We start from the raw sequence: 17428 nt of genomic DNA, 5'->3' as shown, positions 1-17428 counted from the left end.
GGGCGGGTGGATGACGACAGCCGGGTGACCCGGCGCCGGGTGGGTGACGCCGAGGCCCGGCGCGCCAACCGCGGCTGGTGGGACACCGACGCCGACGACTACCAGGCCGAGCACGGCGCGTTCCTCGGCGACGTCGACTTCGTCTGGTGCCCGGAGGGCCTGCGGGAGGCCGACGCCCGACTGCTCGGCGACGTGTCGGGCCGCCGGGTCCTCGAGGTGGGCTGCGGCGCGGCGGCCGCCGCCCGCTGGCTCGCCACCCAGGGCGCCCGGCCGGTCGCCTTCGACCTGTCCGCCGGCATGTTGCGGCACGCCGCCGAGGCCGCCGACCGCACCGGGGTACGCGTACCGCTGGCGCAGGCCGACGCACTCGCCCTGCCGTTCGCCGACCGGTCGTTCGACCTCGCGTGCACCGCGTTCGGCGCGATCCCGTTCGTGGACGACTCGGCGACGCTGCACGCCGAGGTGCACCGGGTGCTGCGCCCGGGCGGGCGGTGGGTGTTCTCGGTGACCCACCCGATGCGGTGGATCTTCCTCGACGACCCGGGCGAGGGCGGCCTGACGGCCGTGCACTCGTACTTCGACCGCTCCCCCTACGTCGAGCAGGACGAGACCGGCGTGGCCACGTACGTCGAGCAGCACCGCACCCTGGGCGACCGGATCCGCGAGCTGGTCGGCGCCGGTTTCCGGCTGGTGGACCTGGTGGAGCCGGAGTGGCCGCAGGGGCACGACGGGATCTGGGGGCAGTGGAGCCCGCTGCGCGGGCGACTCTTCCCCGGCACCGCCATCTTCGTCACCGAGAAGCCCGCCGGCTGAGCGCCTCGCACCCGTGGTCCGACCTGCGGCGGATCGAGCACGACCCGGTGCACGTGTACGCGTACCGGGTGGTGCCGGGCGGTGAGCGGCAGTACGAGCCGGTCGCCGAGATCGCCGTTTCACCTCGACGGGGTCGGGTAGCCGAGGCGCATGGCCGAACAGAGGTTTCACAAGGGCGACCACGTCTCCTGGTCGGCCCACGGAAGCCGCGCGTACGGCGTGGTGCAGGGGAAGATCACCGAGCGGACGCGGATCCGTGGGCGGGCCGTGAACGCGGCTCCCGACGACCCGCAGTACCGGGTTCGCAGTGACGGAACGGGCCGCGACGTGGCCCACCGACCCGGGGCGCTGCGCCATGAGCAGAGGTGACGACGGCCGGGACACCTACCGGGAGTTCACCGAGGCGGTGAACATGAAGCCCCGCGAGTTGTCCACCTGGCTGGAGACCGACGAGTCGAAGCAGGTCGGCTGGCACAAGGGCGGCCGGTCCGGCGGCGGCGAGTCCGTCGGTCACGAGTCCGGTCGGAAGATCATCGACCTGTTGCGTCGCAAGCGCGCCGACCTGTCCGAGGGCGACTACAAGCACATGCGCAAGGTGGTCGGTTACGTCCGTCGGCACATGGCCCAGCGTCCGTCCGGCGACGTGCGCGACACCAGGTGGCGCTGGTCCCTCATGAACTGGGGCCACGACCCGACGAAGTAGGGCGCCGGACCGCTGCGCCCTACTTCCGACGCGAGACCCGCGCAGCGTCAGGGCAGGTGGTGCCTCACCTCAGTGATCGGCGCTGTTCCAGTCCCGGCCTTCGCCGACCGACACCTCGAGCGGCACCGACAGCGGGTACGCCCCGCCCATCTCCCGCCGGACCAGGGCCTCCAACGCCTCCCGCTCACCGGGGGCGACCTCGAAGACCAGTTCGTCGTGCACCTGGAGCAGCATCCGCGAGCGCAGCCCGGCCTCGCCCAGCGCGGTGTCGACGTGCAGCATCGCCACCTTGATGATGTCGGCCGCCGAGCCCTGGATCGGGGCGTTGAGCGCCATCCGTTCGGCGATGTCGCGGCGCTGCCGGTTGTCGCTGACCAGGTCGGGCAGGTAACGCCGGCGACCCAGGATCGTCGAGGTGTAGCCGTCCTGGCGGGCACGAGCGACCACCTGGTGCAGGTAGTCACGCACTCCGCCGAAGCCGGCGAAGTAGTTCTCCATCAGCCCGCGTGCCTCTTCGGTGTTGATGCCGAGTTGCTGGGAGAGGCCGAACGCGCTCAGCCCGTACGCCAGGCCGTAGTTCATCGCCTTGATCTTGCGACGCTGGTCGGGGGTGACCTCGTCGACCGGCACCCCGAACACCGACGACGCCGTGGCGGCGTGGAAGTCGGCTCCGGAGTTGAACGCCTCGATCAGCGCGTCGTCGGAGGAGAGGTGCGCCATGATGCGCATCTCGATCTGGCTGTAGTCGGCGGTGAGCAGGCACTCATAGCCCTCGCCGACCACGAACGCGCGGCGGATCCGCCGGCCCTCCTCGGTGCGGATCGGGATGTTCTGCAGGTTGGGCTCGGTGGAGGAGAGCCGCCCGGTGGCCGCCACCGTCTGGTTGAACGTGGTGTGGATACGGCCGTCGTCGGAGACCGACTTGAGCAGACCGTCCACCGTCGACTTGAGCTTGGCGACGTCGCGGTGGCGCAGCAGGTGGGCCAGCACCGGGTGCGGCTGCTGCGCGTAGAGCCACTGCAACGCGTCCGCGTCGGTGGTGTAACCGGTCTTGATCTTCTTGGTCTTCGGAAGGCCGAGCTCGGTGAAGAGGATCTCCTGCAACTGCTTGGGTGAGCCCAGGTTGAACTCCCGGCCCACCGCCTCGTACGCGCCCTGGGCGGCGGCCTTCACCTCGGCGGCGAAGTGCGCCTCCAACTCGGAGAGGTAGTGGGTGTCGGCGGCGATGCCGGTGCGCTCCATGCCCGCGAGCACCCGCATCAACGGCAGCTCCACCCCCGCCATCAGCCGGGCGGACTGCTCACCGTCGCGGGACAGCTCGGCGTCGATCGCGTCCGCCAGATCCAGGGTGGCGCGGGCCTGGAGCATCAGGTTCTGCTCGACGACGCCCTCGTCTCCCAGCCCGTCGAGGGTCAGCTGGCCGGACTCCGGAACGTCGACGCGCAGCTCCCGGTGCAGGTAGCGCAGCGCCAGGTCGGTCAGGTCGTAGGACCGCTGGTCGGGTCGGGCCAGATAGGCGGCGATCTGGGTGTCGCGCTGGATGCCGGCCAGCTCCCAGCCGTGCGCGGCGCAGGCCAGCACTGCGGGCTTGCTGTCGTGCAGCACCTTGGGTCGTTGCGCGTCGGCCAGCCAGGCGGCCAGGGCGCTCTCGTCGGTCGGCTCGAGCCCCGCCGGGTCGACCCAGGCCGCCGCGCCGCCGGCGGTGGCCAGCGCCAGGCCGGTGATCGAGGCGGTGTGCCGGCGGTTGGGGCCGGTGTCGAGCTTGACCGCCAGCCCCACCGGGGTGCCGGTCGGAACGTGTTCGGCCAGCCAGCCGGCCAGCGCGCCCGGCTCGGTGAGCACCGCGCCGGTGAGGTCGAAGCCGGACTCGGCCTCCGGCTCGACGGACTCCAGATACTGGTAGAGGCGGTCGCGCAGGATGCGGAACTCGAGGGTGTCGAAGACCTGGTGCACCGCCTCGCGGTCCCAACCGGTCCACCGGGTGTCCTCCGGGCGCAACGGCAGCTCCAGGTCGGACACCAGGCAGTTGATCTCGTAGTTGCGGATCACGTCCGCCAAGCGCTCGCGCAGACTGTCGCCGGCCTTGCCCTTGATCTCGTCGGCGCGGGCGATCACGCCCTCCACCCCGCCGTACGTGGTGATCCACTTGGCGGCGGTCTTCGGGCCCACGCCCGGGATGCCCGGCAGGTTGTCACTGGTCTCGCCGACCAGCGCGGCCAGGTCCCGGTACTGCTGCGGCGGGACGCCGTACTTCGCCTCGATCGCCGCCGGGTCCATCCGGGCCAGGTCGGAGACGCCCTTGCGCGGGTACAGCACGGTGACCTGGTCGTCGACCAGCTGGAACGCGTCCCGGTCACCGCTGCTGATCAGCACCGACATGCCCTGGTCGCGGGCCTGGCAGGCGAGCGTGGCGATGACGTCGTCGGCCTCGAAGCCCTCCTTCTCCACCACCGGGATCTGCAACGCGGCCAGGACCTCCTTGACGAGGCTGACCTGGCCCTTGAAGTCGTTGGGGGTCTCGCTGCGGCCGGCCTTGTACTCCGCGTACTTCTCGGTGCGGAAGGAGCGGCGGGAGACGTCGAACGCCACGACGATGTGGGTGGGCTGCTCGTCGCGCAGCACGTTGATCAGCATCGAGGTGAAGCCGTACACCGCGTTGGTCGGCTGACCCGTCGTGGTGGAGAAGTTTTCCACCGGCAGGGCGAAGAAGGCCCGGTATGCCATGGAATGTCCGTCGACGAGGAGCAGGCGCGGCGTCGTAGCTGTCACGGCTGCGACTCTAGTCCGTCGCACCGACATCCCCCGGCGGCGGCACCGCGCGCCGGGCCCGGAACGGACAGCCGGGCCGAACGGCGGTGGCCGGCCGCCCCCGAGGGGACGACCGGCCACCGCTCGAACAGCTCAGGCCACGCCGAGGTACGCCTCCTTGACCGCCGGGTCGTGCAGGAGTTCCTGGCCGGTGCCCTCCTTGACGATCCGGCCGGTCTCCAACACGTACCCCCGGTGGGCCCGGGACAGCGCCTGCTGGGCGTTCTGCTCCACCAGCAGGATCGTGGTGCCCTGCTCGTTGATCCGCGTGATGATCTCGAAGATCTGCTGGATCAGCTTCGGCGCGAGCCCCATCGACGGCTCGTCGAGCAGCAGCAGCTTCGGGCGGGTCATCAGGGCCCGACCCACCGCCAGCATCTGCTGCTCACCGCCGGAGAGCGTGCCGCCGGCCTGCTTGCGGCGCTCCTGCAACCGCGGGAACAGGTCGAACACCATCGACAGGTCCTTGGCGATGTCGGCCTTGTCCTTGCGGGTGTAGGCCCCCATCTCCAGGTTCTCCAGCACGGTCATGCCGGGGAAGACGCCGCGGCCCTCGGGCGACTGCCCGATGCCCCGGATCACCCGCAGGTCGGCGCGGAGCCGACTGATGTCGGTGCCCTCGAACTTGACGCTCCCCCCGGAGATGGCGTGCAGCCCCGAGATCGCCTTCATGGTCGTGGTCTTGCCAGCGCCGTTCGCGCCGATCAGCGCCACGATCTCGCCCTGATCCACGTGCAGGCTGATGCCGTGCAACGCCTCGATGCGGCCGTAGAGCAGCTTCAGGTTGTCGATCTCAAGCAGCATCCTCGACACCTCCCAGGTACGCCGCGATCACCTTCGGGTCGTCGCGCACCTCGGCGGGCGACCCCTCGGCGATCTTCTGCCCGAACTCCAGCACCACGAGCCGGTCCACCACGCCCATGACCAGTCGCATGTCGTGCTCGATGAGCAGGACGGTGACGCCTGAGTCGCGGATCTTGCGGATCAGCTGGAGCAGCGCCACCTTCTCGGCCGGGTTGAAGCCGGCGGCCGGCTCGTCGAGGCAGAGCAGCTTCGGGTCGGTGGCCAGAGCCCGGGCGATCTCCAGTCGGCGCTGGTCACCGTACGACAGGTTGCGGGCCAGGTCGCCGGCGCGGCCCTGGATACCCACGAACTCGAGCAGCTCGTGGGCCTTCTCCTTGCCCTGTCGTTCCTCGCGCCAGTGCCGCGGCAGCCGCAGCAGGGCGCTCGGGACGCTGGTCTTGTGGTTGGCGTCCGCGCCGACCTGCACGTTCTCCAGTGCCGTCATCTCCGGGAAGAGACGGATGTTCTGGAAGGTACGCGCGATGCCCAGCTTGGTGATCTGGAACCGCTTGCGACCGCTGACCTTCTCACCCTGGAACCGGATCTGCCCGGTCGTCGGGGTGTACACGCCGGTCATGGCGTTGAAGCAGGTGGTCTTGCCCGCGCCGTTCGGGCCGATCAGCCCGAGGATCTCCCCCTCGTAGAGGGTGAAGTTGACGTCGTTGAGGGCCACCACGCCGCCGAACCGGAGCGTGACGTGGTCGACCTCCAGCAGCGGCTTGCGACCGCTGGTGGGGGTCGGCTCGCTGACCGTCTCGTCGGGCGTCGACGAGGTCTCCGGGGGGCTTCCCACAGTCGTCCGGGCGTCGATCGCCATGTCGCGCTCGCTGGTGACGTCGCGCGCGCTGCCCATCCGTGGCTCACTCAACGACAGCCACCTCCTTCTGCCGGTCCTTGAGCTCGGCGGCCCGCCGCCGGTTCGGCCAGAGACCCTGCGGTCGGAAGATCATCACGATGATCAGCAGAACCCCGAAGATGAAGTAGCGCAACGACGTCGGGCTCACGTCGAAGTCGTTACCGAAGACGGTGGCCGTCTCCGGCAGGCCGAACACGTCACCCACCGACCGTAGCCACTCCGGAATGTAGATGACCAGGAAGCCACCGAGGATCGCGCCACCGATACTGCCGGCGCCGCCGAGCAGCACCGCCGCCAACACCAGGATCGAGTTCTCCAGGGAGAACGTCGAGGAGTTGACGAAGTTGGCCTGACCCGCCCACAGCGTGCCGGACAGACCGCCGACCGCCGCGCCGATCGCGAACGCCCACAGCTTGAAGCGGAACGTCGGCACGCCCATCAGCTCGGCCGCGTCCTCGTCCTCACGGATCGCGACCCACGCCCGACCCACCCGACTGTTGGCCAGGTTACGGATCAGGAAGACCGCGCCGATGATCACGGTGAGCAGCAGCCAGTAGTACGGCTTGAACTCGAACTGGAAGATGGCCGTGCCGTCCGGGTACTTGCCCGGCGGGTGGGCCACCTGCGGGATACCCCGGTCGCCGTTGAGGATCCAGTCCTGGTTCTTCGCGATGATCCGGATCATCTCGGCGAAGCCGAGCGTCACGATCGCCAGGTAGTCACCGCGCAACCGCAACGTCGGCGCACCGATCAGCACACCTGATAGCAGCGCCAGGGCGATGGCGATCGGAATCGTCACCAGCCACGGCCACGGGCTCTCCAGCCAGTTGTACTCGGTGATGAGCTTGCTCTCCGGCGACGTCAGCAACGCCACCGTGTACGCGCCGACGGCGAAGAAGCCGAAGAAGCCCAGGTCCAGCAGACCGGCGTACCCCACCACCACGTTGAGGCCGAGCGACAGCAGCACGATCCACGCGCAGTAGAACAGCACCGCCGCCATGTCGTTGCGCGTGGTGTACAGCGGAATCCACAGACCCGGGATGTTCAGGTACTCGTAGAACCACTTGTTCGGCAGGACGTAGAGGAAGGCGATGAAGGCCAGCAACCCGGTGATCCGGGCGGACTTCGGCAGCCCGTCGACCCGCCGACCGATGGCACTCGAAGCGGAGTGCCAGCGCTCTCGCAGAGCGGTCATGCCCGCGCCCTCCCCAACGACTCGCCCAGCAGACCGGTCGGCCGGAACATCAGCAGGACGATCAGCACGACGAACGCGATAAGGTCCCGCCACTGCGAGCCGAACAGCGCCGACCCGTAGTTCTCGACCAGACCCAGCAGCACGCCGCCGATCGCCGCGCCCCGCAGGTTGCCGATACCGCCGAGCACCGCTGCGGAGAACGCCTTGAGCCCGAGCAGGAAGCCGATGTTGTACCGGGTGTTGCCGCTCTTCATGTCACTGAAGACGGCGGCCACACCGGCCATCAGACCACCGAGCACGAACACCAGCGCGATCACGCGGCTCTTGTTGACACCCATCAGCGCGGCCGTGTTGGAGTCCTGCGCGACCGCGCGGATGCCCTTGCCGAAACGGGTGCGGTTAACGAACCAGTCGAGCCCGACCATCATCACGATGGCAACGCTCAACGTCAGCATCTGCACGGGCGTGACGCTCCAGCCGCCGATGCTGAACAACGTCTTGGCGGGCAGCAGAGCCGGCGCGCCGACCTGGCGACGCTGGGTCAGCGTCCCCATCAGCTCCATCAGGGCGTACGACGCACCGATGGCCGTGATCAGGAAGGCCAGCGGCGGCGCGTTGCGCCGCCGTAGCGGACGGTAGGCGGTAACCTCGATCAGAAGCGCGACACTGCCGGACAGCAGCGCCGCGGCCACGATCGCCAGTGCGATCAGCAGCAGGGCGCGACCCACCGACGGGGCCCCGCTGTTGCTATTGAGCCCGAAGGCCGCCCAGGTCCAGATGGCACCGAAGGTGCCGATCATGAAGACCTCGGAGTGCGCGAAGTTGATGAGGCGCAGTACGCCGTAAACGAGGGTGTAGCCGAGGGCGATGAGCGCGTAGATCGCACCCTGCACCAACCCGGTTGTGGTCAGTTCCGGGAAGCCCCGGACGAGTTCTGCAAAGTCCACCGATGCTCCGAAGGGTGTTGCGTTGAGCCGATGCGGCCGGGGCTGCGCACCCCGACCGCATCGAAACAACTCTGTTCGTCACGCCCTCAAACCTGTGACCCGGACGGGATCAGGCCTTCGGGATCTCCACGTCCGGAGCCCACGCACCGGCGGTGGCCTTGAAGGCCCACACCTTGACCTGCGCCGGGTCCAGCTCGCCGTTGGCCTCCCACTTGTAGGTCACGCCAGAGGCGGAACCGGCCTTGTTGTAGGAGGAGAGGAAGGCCTGGATGTCGGCGCGGGTGGTCTTGCCGTCCTTGATGGCCTCAAGGTAGATGTTGGCCAGGTCGAACGCCACGTCGGCGTACACGCCCGGGTCCACGTTGTACTTGGCCTTGAAGTCGGTCACGAAGGTGCCCTTGGCCGCGGTCGCCGGGCCACACGGGCAGGTCGCGATGGTGCCCTCGACGTCCTTCTGACCGGCCACCGACAGCATGTTGGCGTCGTTGATGCCGTCGCCACCGATGAACGTGCCGGTCCAGCCCGCGGCACGCAGCTGCTTGAGGAACGGCGCCGCCTCCTCGGTGTAACCCGCGTAGAACAGCACAGTCGCGCCGCTGGTCTTCACCTTGGAGATCTGCGCACCGAACTCCTGCGCGTTGTCGACGACCTTGTCGGTGCCGATGACCAGCGGGCCGAGGCCCTTCTTGGCCTCGTCGGCCAGACCCGCGCCGTACGCCGACTGGTCGTCGATGACGAACGCCTTCTGCGCCTTGAGCACGTTCTTGATGTAGCTGGCGATCGCCGGGCCCTGGGAGAAGTCGTTACCCACACCCCGGTGGAAGACCTTCCAGCCCTTCTCCGAGAGGCTCGGCCGCGTGGCCGACGGGCTGATGCTGGGCAGGCTCGCGGTGTCGAAGATCGGCAGCGCGACCTCGCTCTCACCGGAGAACGCCGGGCCAACCATGCCGACGATCTTGGTGTCGGCGACGGCGCTGGTGGCCAGACCGCCGGCCAGGTCGGCCTTGCCCTGCGAGTCGAACGCCTGAACGGTGACCTTGCAGTCCGCGTTCGCCGCGTTGTACTTCTCCACGGCCAGGTCGGCACCCTGCTTCATCGGGGTGACCAGGCCGGCGTCGGCGCCCGACAGCGCCCCGAAGAAACCGATCTTGAGGTCGCACGCCTTGCTGGCGGAACCACCCGACGTGCCCTCGTCCTTCTTACATGCGCTGGCGCCGCCGGCAACGAGCGCCACGATGGCGACGCTGCCGAGGACGCGCACGAAGTTTTGCCTCAAGGCTGGAACCCTCCTCCGTCCAGAAGCCCGATGTCGCCTGGCAGAGCGCCGCGACGGCACCGGACCGGACCGTTCACCCGGTCTGGGGCGGGACGTTATCCCAGAAGCACTACTCACCGTAAGGTGTCGTAGGCGGCATTGACTCAACCGTTACCAGACGCGGAGAACCTCGCGTTTAGATGTCACATCGGCGGTTGTCGACAACCCGTCAGACGCCCCCGGACGGCGCGAACCAGACCCTCCCCGCCACCCCGTCATCGACGGTGAGCACCACCCGGTCAGCCATCACCGCGACCGCCCCGGACGTGTCCCCACCAGTGGGAACATCCACCGGCAGCACCACCGGCACCCATGACGAGGCACCCGCGGCGGACCGCCACAGCCGATGCCCACCGGCCGCCATGGTCATCGCCACCAGCCCATCCCCGCCGCCGGACGCCGACTCCACACCGGCCACCGCGCCCGTGCCCGTCGCGCCGAAACGGCCCACCGCCCGCCACGCGGCGGCGCTCGTGGCCCCACCGCCAGGCTCGCTCACCCACGCCTGGAACGCGCCGCCGCGCACCCCCACCGCGTACATGGTCGACCCGATCCGCACGAGACGCTGCACGATCTCGTCGTCCCCGGTCGCCGGCAACGCCACCCGTGTCCACGACCGGCCGTCGCCGGAGAACCAGACGAACGGATCACGATCGGCCCGACCCGCCGGCCGCCCACCGCCACCGACCAGCCAGCCGTCCGGCACCGCCACCGCGTCCGTGGCGAGCGTCGTCAGACCCGCGTCGCTGGCCAGCGCCGGGGCGCGGTCGACAAGTTGGAAGTCGGCCGCGTCCGGGGAGAGCCACACCGCCGCGCCGCCGGTACGGGCGCCCGCGATCAACCAGCCGCCGGCGCCACCGGCGATGCGGCTCGCGCTCACCGCCTCCGGGCCGCCGTACACCACGAACTCCACCGGCACCTCGGTCAGACCGCCGTCCGCGTCCTGCCGCCACGTCCGAACCCGCGGATTGCCGTGCGCGCCGCCCGAGCGCGCCCCGATGACGGCGACGCGTCCCTCATGACAGCCGACGGCGTAGAGGATCGCCCGCTCACCGTAGTAACTGATCGGACGCAACGGCAGCGGCGCCCACGTGCGGCCGTCCGCGCTGCCCCACGCGGCCGGACGGGTCGCGCCGTCCGGGCCGGCGACCGCGCCGACCACGTACCACCGACCGGCGCAGCCCGTCACGTCACGGACGACGAGCCGACCCGCGGAACCCGGCGGCACCGGCAGATCCGAGGCCTCCCACCGCGGCCGGACCGGCTCCGGGGGGCCCTCGCCACCACCGGCCCGGCAGCCGCCGAGCAGCGTGACCACCACCCCGAACACCGCGATCACACGCCGGACCGACACGCATGTGATGCTATCGATCCGGACGCCCGGACGCGCCCCCGCCGCGACGGTCAGACCGTCGGCTGCTGCGCCACCTCACCGCCGGCGGTCTCGGCCAGGATCCGCTCGGCGACCTCCTTCATGGTCATCCGGTGGTCCATCGCCGTGCGCTGGATCCACTTGAACGCCTGCGGCTCGGTCATCCCGTACGTCGTCATCAGCGCGCCCTTGGCGCGCTCCACCGTCTTGCGGATCTCCAGGCGGTCGGTCAGGCTCGCGACCTCGGCCTCCAGGGCCGCGACCTCCGAGTAGCGCGACAGGGCGATCTCCACCGCCGGGACCAGGTCGCTCTTCTGGAAGGGCTTCACCAGGTACGCCATCGCGCCGGCCGCCCGCGCCCGCTCCACCAGGTCACGCTGGCTGAACGCGGTCAGGATGATCACCGGGGCGATCCGCGCGCCGGCGATCCGCTCGGCGGCGGCCAGCCCGTCCATGATCGGCATCTTGATGTCGAGGATGACCAGATCGGGCTTCAACTCCTCGGCGAGCCGGACGGCGGTCTCGCCGTCACCGGCCTCCCCGACGACCTCGTAGCCCTCTTCGACGAGCATCTCGGCGAGGTCCAGCCGGATCAGCGCCTCGTCCTCGGCGATCAGTACGCGCCTGCGCTCGGCATCCGTCGGCATCTCAGCCACCAGCCACTCCCACCAGTCAGAACCCGACACGCACCGAGCCGGGTGTCACCGTTCTTAGCGTAGTGGGTAACCTGTCTGGGTCGAATTACGGAGGCCCCTGTACTCCAACCGGCAGAGAGACGGAGCTCAAACCTCCGACAGTGTGGGTTCGAGTCCCACCGGGGGCACAAAACCTGTCGTACAGCCGTGTCGACAGCGGGCTGTGCACCCACCTGAACTGCGCCTGCGAGCACGGCAGCAGCACCTCGCCGGCTGAGCCACGCCAGCCCGGCACCGGGTTTCGTTGCTTTCGCCGCCGGCCCGCGGTCGACAATCAGACAGATCGCGCCGCATGCGCCTACCTGCTCGGCCGCTACCACCCGCCCGCTGCGGCGCGGTTGTTCGCGGAGGCGAGCACGCAGATCACGGTTGTCCACGTCTCGGGGGTGGGGACAGACTCGTCGGAGCGGGCCGGGTCATGTGGGCGCAGGGCTCGCAGACCCGGATGGTGGGCAACCGCGAACTGCGCTGATCAGGCGATCGTGTCGAGCGCGTGGGCGAGGTCGGCGCGCAGGTCCTCGGGGTCTTCGAGACCGACCGAGAGGCGCAGCAGGGATGCCGCGGGCTTCGCGTCGCCGTCGACCGGCCGGTGGGTGAGCGACGCCGGGTGCTGGATGAGGGTGTCGACGCCGCCCAGGGACACCGCGTGGGTGATCAGGCGGCAGGCTCCGGCGACGGTGGCCGCGGCGGAGGCGCCGCCGCGTACCTCGAAGGCGAGCAGGCTGCCGGGGCCGGCCATCTGCCGGCCGACGAGCGCCGCCGGGTCGTTCACCGACGGGTGGTGCACCCGGTGTACGGCGGGGTGGTCGGCGAGCCAGCCGGCGAGTTTCTCCGCACTGGCCTGCTGGGCGCGGACCCGCAGCGGCAGGGTCTGCAGGCCGCGGTGCAGGAGGTACCCGCCGAGGGGGTGCAGGATCGCGCCGGTGACCGCGCGGACCTGGCGGAGCCGGGTGGCCCAGTCGACGTCGCAGGCGACGGCGCCGGCGAGGACGTCGCCGTGGCCGCCGATGCTCTTGGTGGCGCTGTGCAGGACGAGGGCGGCGCCGTGCCTGGCGGGTTGTTGCAGGACGGGCGTGGCGACGGTGTTGTCGACGAGCAGCGGGATGTCGCCGGCGGCGGTGGCCAGGGCGGCGATGTCGACGAGGTCGAGGGTGGGGTTGGCGGGTGTCTCGACGATGACCAGCGCGGTGTCGGGACGGATGGCGTCGGCGACCTGGTCTGGGTTGGCCCAGGTGACCGAGGTGCCGAGCAGGCCGGTGGCCAGGACGTGGTCGGTGCCGCCGTACAGGGGTCGGACGGCGACGATGTGCCGGTGGCCGTCGCGGGTGGCCGCCAGCAGGGTGGCGGTGAGGGCGGCCATGCCGCTGCCGAAGGCGACTGCCTGCTCGGTGCCCTCCAGGTCGGCCAGGGCGGTTTCGAAGCGGGCGACCGTGGGGTTCCAGAGCCGTTGGTAGACGGCGCTGCCGTCGGCGGGGAGGGTGCCGCCGGTGGCGAGCTGCTCGTAGGCGTTGCCGCCGTCGTCGACCGATGGCAGCGGGTTGGTGGTGGAGAGGTCGATCGGTGGTACGTGCACGCCGAGGGCACGCAGGTCGTCGCGGCCGGCGTGTACGGCTCGGGTGTCCACCGTCGTCGTCATGCGCGTAGCGTCGAACATCCGCCGGTATCAGGGCAATAGTTCGGCAGATCATTCTGTCGAGAGGCCTTCTTTCATCGCTGCGTTCGGGCGAGAATGGTGGAATGCCTCCTGAGCCGAACGATGTGCGGTCCTATCCGGCCCTGGACGAGGTGGACCGGGCGATCCTGTCCGAGTTGGCGGCGGACGGCCGGTTGCCGAACAACGCCCTCGCCGAGCGGGTGGGGGTGGCGCCGTCGACGTGTCTGACCCGTACGCGGGCGCTGCGGGAGCGCGGCGCGATCCGCGGTTTCCACGCCGAGGTGGACCCGGCCGCACTGGGCCTGCCGTTGCAGGCGCTGGTGTCGGTGCGGTTGACCGCGCACGAGCGGGCGGCGGTGGACGCGTTCCGGGCCCGGTCGGTGCGGCTGCCGGGGGTCGTGTCGGTGTTCCACGTGGCCGGCGCGGAGGACTACGTGCTGCACGTGCGGGCGGCGTCCGGCGACGCGCTGCGCGACTTCGTGCTGGACCATCTGGCGGTCGATCCCGTGGTGCAGCACACCCAGACCAGCCTGATCTTCGAGCAGGCCCGCGGGATGGGCTGAGCCACGATTGGAATGAACGGGCAGGTCGGGGAGTTGGCACAACGTGTGATCACCGTACCGATGTCTGTTCTTGATCTTGCCCCGGTCGCGAAGGGCGCCACCGCCGGCGCCGCGTTGCGGGCCACCACCGAGCTGGCCCGGCGCACCGAGGAGCTGGGCTACCGCCGGTTCTGGGTCGCCGAGCACCACAACATGCCGGCGATCGCCAGCTCCGCCCCCGCCGTGCTGCTGGCGCACCTGGCCGCGAACACCTCGACGATCCGCCTCGGCTCGGGTGGGGTGATGCTGCCCAACCACGCGCCGCTCGTGGTTGCCGAGCAGTTCGGCACCCTGGAGGCGCTGCACCCGGGTCGGATCGACCTGGGCATCGGTCGGGCGCCGGGCACCGACCAGGTCACGGCGCTGGCGTTGCGCCGCACCATGGAGGGCCTGTCCGCCGAGGGCTTCCCCCGCGAGCTGGCCGACCTCATGAACTACTTCAGTGGCGAGAAGCCGGGAATGATCGTCGCCACCCCCGGTCGCGGTCAGCAGCCGGCCGTGTGGCTGCTCGGGTCCAGTGGCTTCAGCGCGCAGCTCGCCGGACTGCTCGGCCTGCCGTTCTCCTTCGCGCACCACTTCAGCTCGGCGAACACCCTGCCGGCGCTGGCCCTGTACCGGCAGAACTTCCAGCCGTCGCAGTGGTTGGACAAGCCGTACGCGATGGTGGCCGTCAACGCGGTCTGCGCGGACACCGACGAGCGCGCCGAGTGGCTGGCCGGGCCGAGCGCCCTGTCGTTCCTGAAGCTGCGCTCCGGTCGACCCGAGCCGCTGTCGACGCCCGACGAGGCGGCGGCGTACCCGTACACGGATGCCGAGCGGGAGTTCGTCCTGGCACGCCGGGACGGTCAGGCGATGGGCTCGCCGGAGACGGTACGCCGGCAGCTGACCGACCTTCAGGAGCGCACCGGCGCGGACGAGCTGATGCTGACCACGCTGGTGTACGACGTCGAGGACCGGGTGCGCTCGTACGAGCTGATCGCCGACCGGGTGGCGGGCGGCCTGCGCCAGGACGCGTGAAACACGATCTTCACGTCAGCGTCACCCTAGCGACCCGGACGGTGCCTAATGTTGGTGCCGGTGGTGGTACGGCATTCCCGGTCGGGACGGGTCGGGAATGCCGCGGTGTGGCGCACCGGGCCGGAGCTGAGCGGATTCCGCGGCTGCGGCCCGGTGCCTGCCACCCTAGGCGACCCCGTTCGGGACCGCCAGGGTTCGGATCAACGTAGGTAGATGTTCGGGGTCGGCGGGCTGGCCATCTGGTCACCGATGAAGAACCCCGGATGCGGCGGCTGGTTGTAGGCGGTGTTCTGCCAGGCGACCGCCACCCGGTACTGCGGGTCGTGCATCAGGGTGTGGATCCGGGTGCTGGTCGGGACGGGTGTGCTGTAGATGCGCAACGCCCGACTGTCGGTGGTCCGCCAGACCACCTCCTCACGCCAGTCCCCCAGGATGTCCCCGGAGAGCGCGGGCGTGGACTTGGTGCCGTTGTTGGAGGCCACGTCGCTGCCGGTGAGCAGCCGAGTCTCGCCGCCGGTGCCGTACTTGTCGATCTTCGTGCCGTCGAGCAGCTCCCGCACCGGGTCGCCGTCCCACCAGGCGAGGAAGTTGGCGGACGACGGCTTACGGCCGACGTTCTGCCCCCGGGTGTTGGCCAGGCCCGCGACCGCCGACGACCACGACTCCGCACCCGGGCTGCCCGCCCAGATGTCCGCGGAGACACCCCGGCCGTTGTCGCCCGAGGCCGGCGTCGACCAGAGGATCTGACCGGTACGGGCGTCGGCGAACCAGGAACTGGGCTTGCTGCCGTCCTCGTCGACCTTGAACACCTCCAGGCCGGCACGGCCCGGGTCGAGGTCCCCGACGTGCAGGGCGTCGCCGTGCCCGTTGCCCGTCGAGTAGAGCAGCCGGCCGTTGTCGTCGATGGTGGCGGCGCCGTACACGATCTCCTGGCGACCGTCGCGGTCCACGTCGGCGACGGAGAGCTGGTGGTTGCCCTGCCCGGCGGCGGCGCCGTTGCCCGAGGAGTTCGAGTCGAACGTCCAGCGCCTGGTCAGGGTGCCGTTACGGAAGTCCCAGGCCGCGATCACCGCGCGGGTGTAGTAGCCCCGGGCCATGATCAGCGAGGGGCGTTGCCCGTCCAGGTACGCGGTGCCGGCGAGGAACCGGTCGACCCGGTTGCCGTACGAGTCACCCCAGGACGACACCGTTCCGCGCGGCGGGTCGTAGGTGACGGTGGACAGGATCGCGCCGTTGCGTCCGTCGAACATGGTCAGGTACTCCGGACCGGCGAGCACGTAGCCGCTGGAGTTGCGGTAGTCCGCCGACGACGAGCCGATCACCTGGCCGGTGCCCGAGCGGGTCCCGTCGGCGGTCTTCATGGCCACCTCGGCGCGGCCGTCGCCGTCGTAGTCGTACACCTGGAACTGGGTGTAGTGCGCGCCAGCGCGGATGTTGCGGCCCAGGTCGACGCGCCACAACCGGGTGCCCGTGAGGGTGTACGCGTCGACGTAGACGTTCCCGGTGTACCCGGACTGGGAGTTGTCCTTGGCGTTCGACGGGTCCCACTTGAGCACGATCTCGTAGCTGCCGTCGCCGTTGAGGTCACCGACGGAGGCGTCGTTGGCGCTGTAGGTGTAGCTCTCCCCGCTCGGGGTCGTACCGCCGGCCGGGACCTGCAACGGCACGTCCAGGTAACCGTTGCCGAACTGCAGGGCCGGCGCCGACGCCGCCTGCTCGGCGCCGCCCACCACGGCCCGCACGGTGTACGCGGAGCCGGCCGCCGCGCCGCTGTCGAGGTAGTTGGTGGCGCCGGTGATGGGGCTGGAGTTCACCCTGGTCGAACCCCGGTAGAGGTTGAACGCCACGCCGGAGGTCTCGGTGCCGAGCAGCCGCCAGGACACCAGGTTGCCGCTGCCGGAGCGGACACTGACCAACCCCCGGTCGAGGTTCTCCATCTGCAGTCCGCTGCCGGTCGGCGGCGGGGTGGTGGGTGGTGGCGTGGTCGGTGGCGGGGTGGTGGGTGGCGGAGTCGTCGGTGGCGGGGTCGTCGGCTCGCCCGTGGGCGGTGCGCCGGTGCAGGTGACGCCGTTGAGCGCGAAGCTGGCCGGGACCGGGTTGCTGCCGCTCCACGAGGCGTTGAAGCCGAACGCGGCGGTGCCGTTGGTCGCGATCGCCGCGTTGTAGTCGACGTTGCGCGCGGTGACCTGCGCGCCGGACTGGGTGACCGTCGCGTTCCACGCCTGCGCCACCTGCTGACCTGCGGCGTACGACCAGGTGAGGGCCCAGCCGTCGACCGGGTCGCCGAGGTTGGTGACTGTGACGTTGGCGCCGAAGCCGCCCTGCCACTGGTTGGTGACCTGGTAGTCGACGCGGCAGCCCGCGGCGGCGGCCGAAGCGACCACCGTGCCGACGGTGCCGGTCACGACGGCTGCCGCCGTCGCCGAGGCGAGCAGGATCAGCCGATGTCTGGACGGGTGCATGAACTGCCTCCGGGATCCGGTGGTGACCGCCGCGGTCCACCGCCCCTGCCCGGGAGCACGGTGGAACCCTGCCCGCCGCGACGGCGACGGACGGCGAATCTGATCGGGATGAACGCCCTGGAAATCACGGATCCGGCTCGAACCGC

14 protein-coding genes, 1 tRNA gene and 1 pseudogene are annotated in these 17428 nt (G+C 70.3%); 6 read left to right on the top strand and 10 right to left on the bottom strand.

The window, feature by feature from the left end; all coding sequences use genetic code 11:
• Positions 1-6 precede the first annotated feature (6 nt).
• The 3 genes and pseudogenes from ABZS77_RS17955 to ABZS77_RS17945 form a co-directional block, all read left to right on the top strand.
• The gene (locus ABZS77_RS17955; RefSeq protein WP_354823828.1) at positions 7-813 is read left to right on the top strand and encodes a class I SAM-dependent methyltransferase; all 807 of its coding nucleotides are present in this window, start codon (positions 7-9) and stop codon (positions 811-813) included.
• Between the two features lie 150 nt (positions 814-963).
• A complete protein-coding gene (locus tag ABZS77_RS17950; protein ID WP_354823827.1) occupies positions 964-1182 on the top strand; it encodes a DUF2945 domain-containing protein in 219 nt (72 codons plus the stop codon).
• Positions 1169-1513, top strand: a pseudogene (locus ABZS77_RS17945) (DUF3140 domain-containing protein); the annotation flags it as partial. The gene ABZS77_RS17950 and the pseudogene ABZS77_RS17945, both read left to right, overlap by 14 nt.
• Before the next feature lie 72 nt (positions 1514-1585).
• Here the strand turns inward: ABZS77_RS17945 and polA are convergent.
• The 8 genes from polA to ABZS77_RS17905 form a co-directional block, all read right to left on the bottom strand.
• Positions 1586-4285 carry a DNA polymerase I gene (polA, locus tag ABZS77_RS17940; RefSeq protein WP_354823825.1) on the bottom strand — a complete coding sequence of 900 codons (2700 nt, stop codon included), beginning with the start codon at positions 4283-4285 and terminating at the stop codon, positions 1586-1588.
• 132 nt (positions 4286-4417) lie between these two features.
• Positions 4418-5128 (bottom strand): ABC transporter ATP-binding protein, encoded by a 711-nt coding sequence (locus ABZS77_RS17935; protein ID WP_354823823.1) that lies wholly within the window; start codon positions 5126-5128, stop codon positions 4418-4420.
• Positions 5118-6035, bottom strand: a complete 918-nt coding sequence (locus ABZS77_RS17930) for an ABC transporter ATP-binding protein (protein ID WP_354823821.1) — start codon at positions 6033-6035, stop codon at positions 5118-5120. Before ABZS77_RS17930 ends, ABZS77_RS17935 begins: the two co-directional genes overlap by 11 nt.
• Positions 6028-7218: a branched-chain amino acid ABC transporter permease gene (locus tag ABZS77_RS17925; RefSeq protein WP_354823819.1), complete on the bottom strand. Its 1191-nt coding sequence runs from the start codon at positions 7216-7218 to the stop codon at positions 6028-6030. The genes ABZS77_RS17930 and ABZS77_RS17925 overlap by 8 nt, the downstream gene beginning before the upstream one ends.
• Positions 7215-8165: a branched-chain amino acid ABC transporter permease gene (locus ABZS77_RS17920; RefSeq protein ID WP_354823817.1), complete on the bottom strand. Its 951-nt coding sequence runs from the start codon at positions 8163-8165 to the stop codon at positions 7215-7217. Before ABZS77_RS17920 ends, ABZS77_RS17925 begins: the two co-directional genes overlap by 4 nt.
• Positions 8166-8274: 109 nt before the next feature.
• Complete coding sequence (locus tag ABZS77_RS17915; protein WP_354823815.1) at positions 8275-9441, bottom strand: branched-chain amino acid ABC transporter substrate-binding protein; 1167 nt, start codon at positions 9439-9441, stop codon at positions 8275-8277.
• A 208-nt stretch (positions 9442-9649) separates the two neighbouring features.
• On the bottom strand, positions 9650-10834 hold the full coding sequence (locus ABZS77_RS17910) for a hypothetical protein (RefSeq protein WP_354823813.1): 1185 nt from the start codon (positions 10832-10834) through the stop codon (positions 9650-9652).
• A gap of 50 nt (positions 10835-10884) precedes the next feature.
• A complete protein-coding gene (locus ABZS77_RS17905) occupies positions 10885-11508 on the bottom strand; it encodes a response regulator (RefSeq protein ID WP_234584542.1) in 624 nt (207 codons plus the stop codon).
• Between the two features lie 93 nt (positions 11509-11601).
• Here ABZS77_RS17905 and ABZS77_RS17900 point away from each other — a divergent pair.
• Positions 11602-11675 (top strand) — tRNA-Leu (locus tag ABZS77_RS17900).
• 344 nt (positions 11676-12019) lie between these two features.
• Here the strand turns inward: ABZS77_RS17900 and ABZS77_RS17895 are convergent.
• Positions 12020-13201: an aminotransferase class I/II-fold pyridoxal phosphate-dependent enzyme gene (locus ABZS77_RS17895; protein WP_354823811.1), complete on the bottom strand. Its 1182-nt coding sequence runs from the start codon at positions 13199-13201 to the stop codon at positions 12020-12022.
• Positions 13202-13284: 83 nt separating this feature from the next.
• On the opposite strand from ABZS77_RS17895, the gene ABZS77_RS17890 reads away from it, so the two are divergent.
• Positions 13285-13764, top strand: coding sequence for an Lrp/AsnC family transcriptional regulator (locus tag ABZS77_RS17890; RefSeq protein WP_354823809.1), 480 nt, complete (start codon positions 13285-13287; stop codon positions 13762-13764).
• 60 nt (positions 13765-13824) lie between these two features.
• Positions 13825-14820 carry an LLM class flavin-dependent oxidoreductase gene (locus ABZS77_RS17885; RefSeq protein ID WP_354823807.1) on the top strand — a complete coding sequence of 332 codons (996 nt, stop codon included), beginning with the start codon at positions 13825-13827 and terminating at the stop codon, positions 14818-14820.
• A gap of 200 nt (positions 14821-15020) precedes the next feature.
• Here the strand turns inward: ABZS77_RS17885 and ABZS77_RS17880 are convergent, their stop codons facing one another.
• On the bottom strand, positions 15021-17282 hold the full coding sequence (locus tag ABZS77_RS17880) for a cellulose binding domain-containing protein (RefSeq protein WP_354823805.1): 2262 nt from the start codon (positions 17280-17282) through the stop codon (positions 15021-15023).
• Positions 17283-17428: the final 146 nt, after the last annotated feature.

It is taken from the genome of Micromonospora sp. NPDC005298, from assembly GCF_040607375.1.
Taxonomy (GTDB): domain Bacteria; phylum Actinomycetota; class Actinomycetes; order Mycobacteriales; family Micromonosporaceae; genus Micromonospora.
Note: the sequence above shows the minus strand (reverse complement) of the source record. Positions and strands in the feature narration are given on the sequence as shown.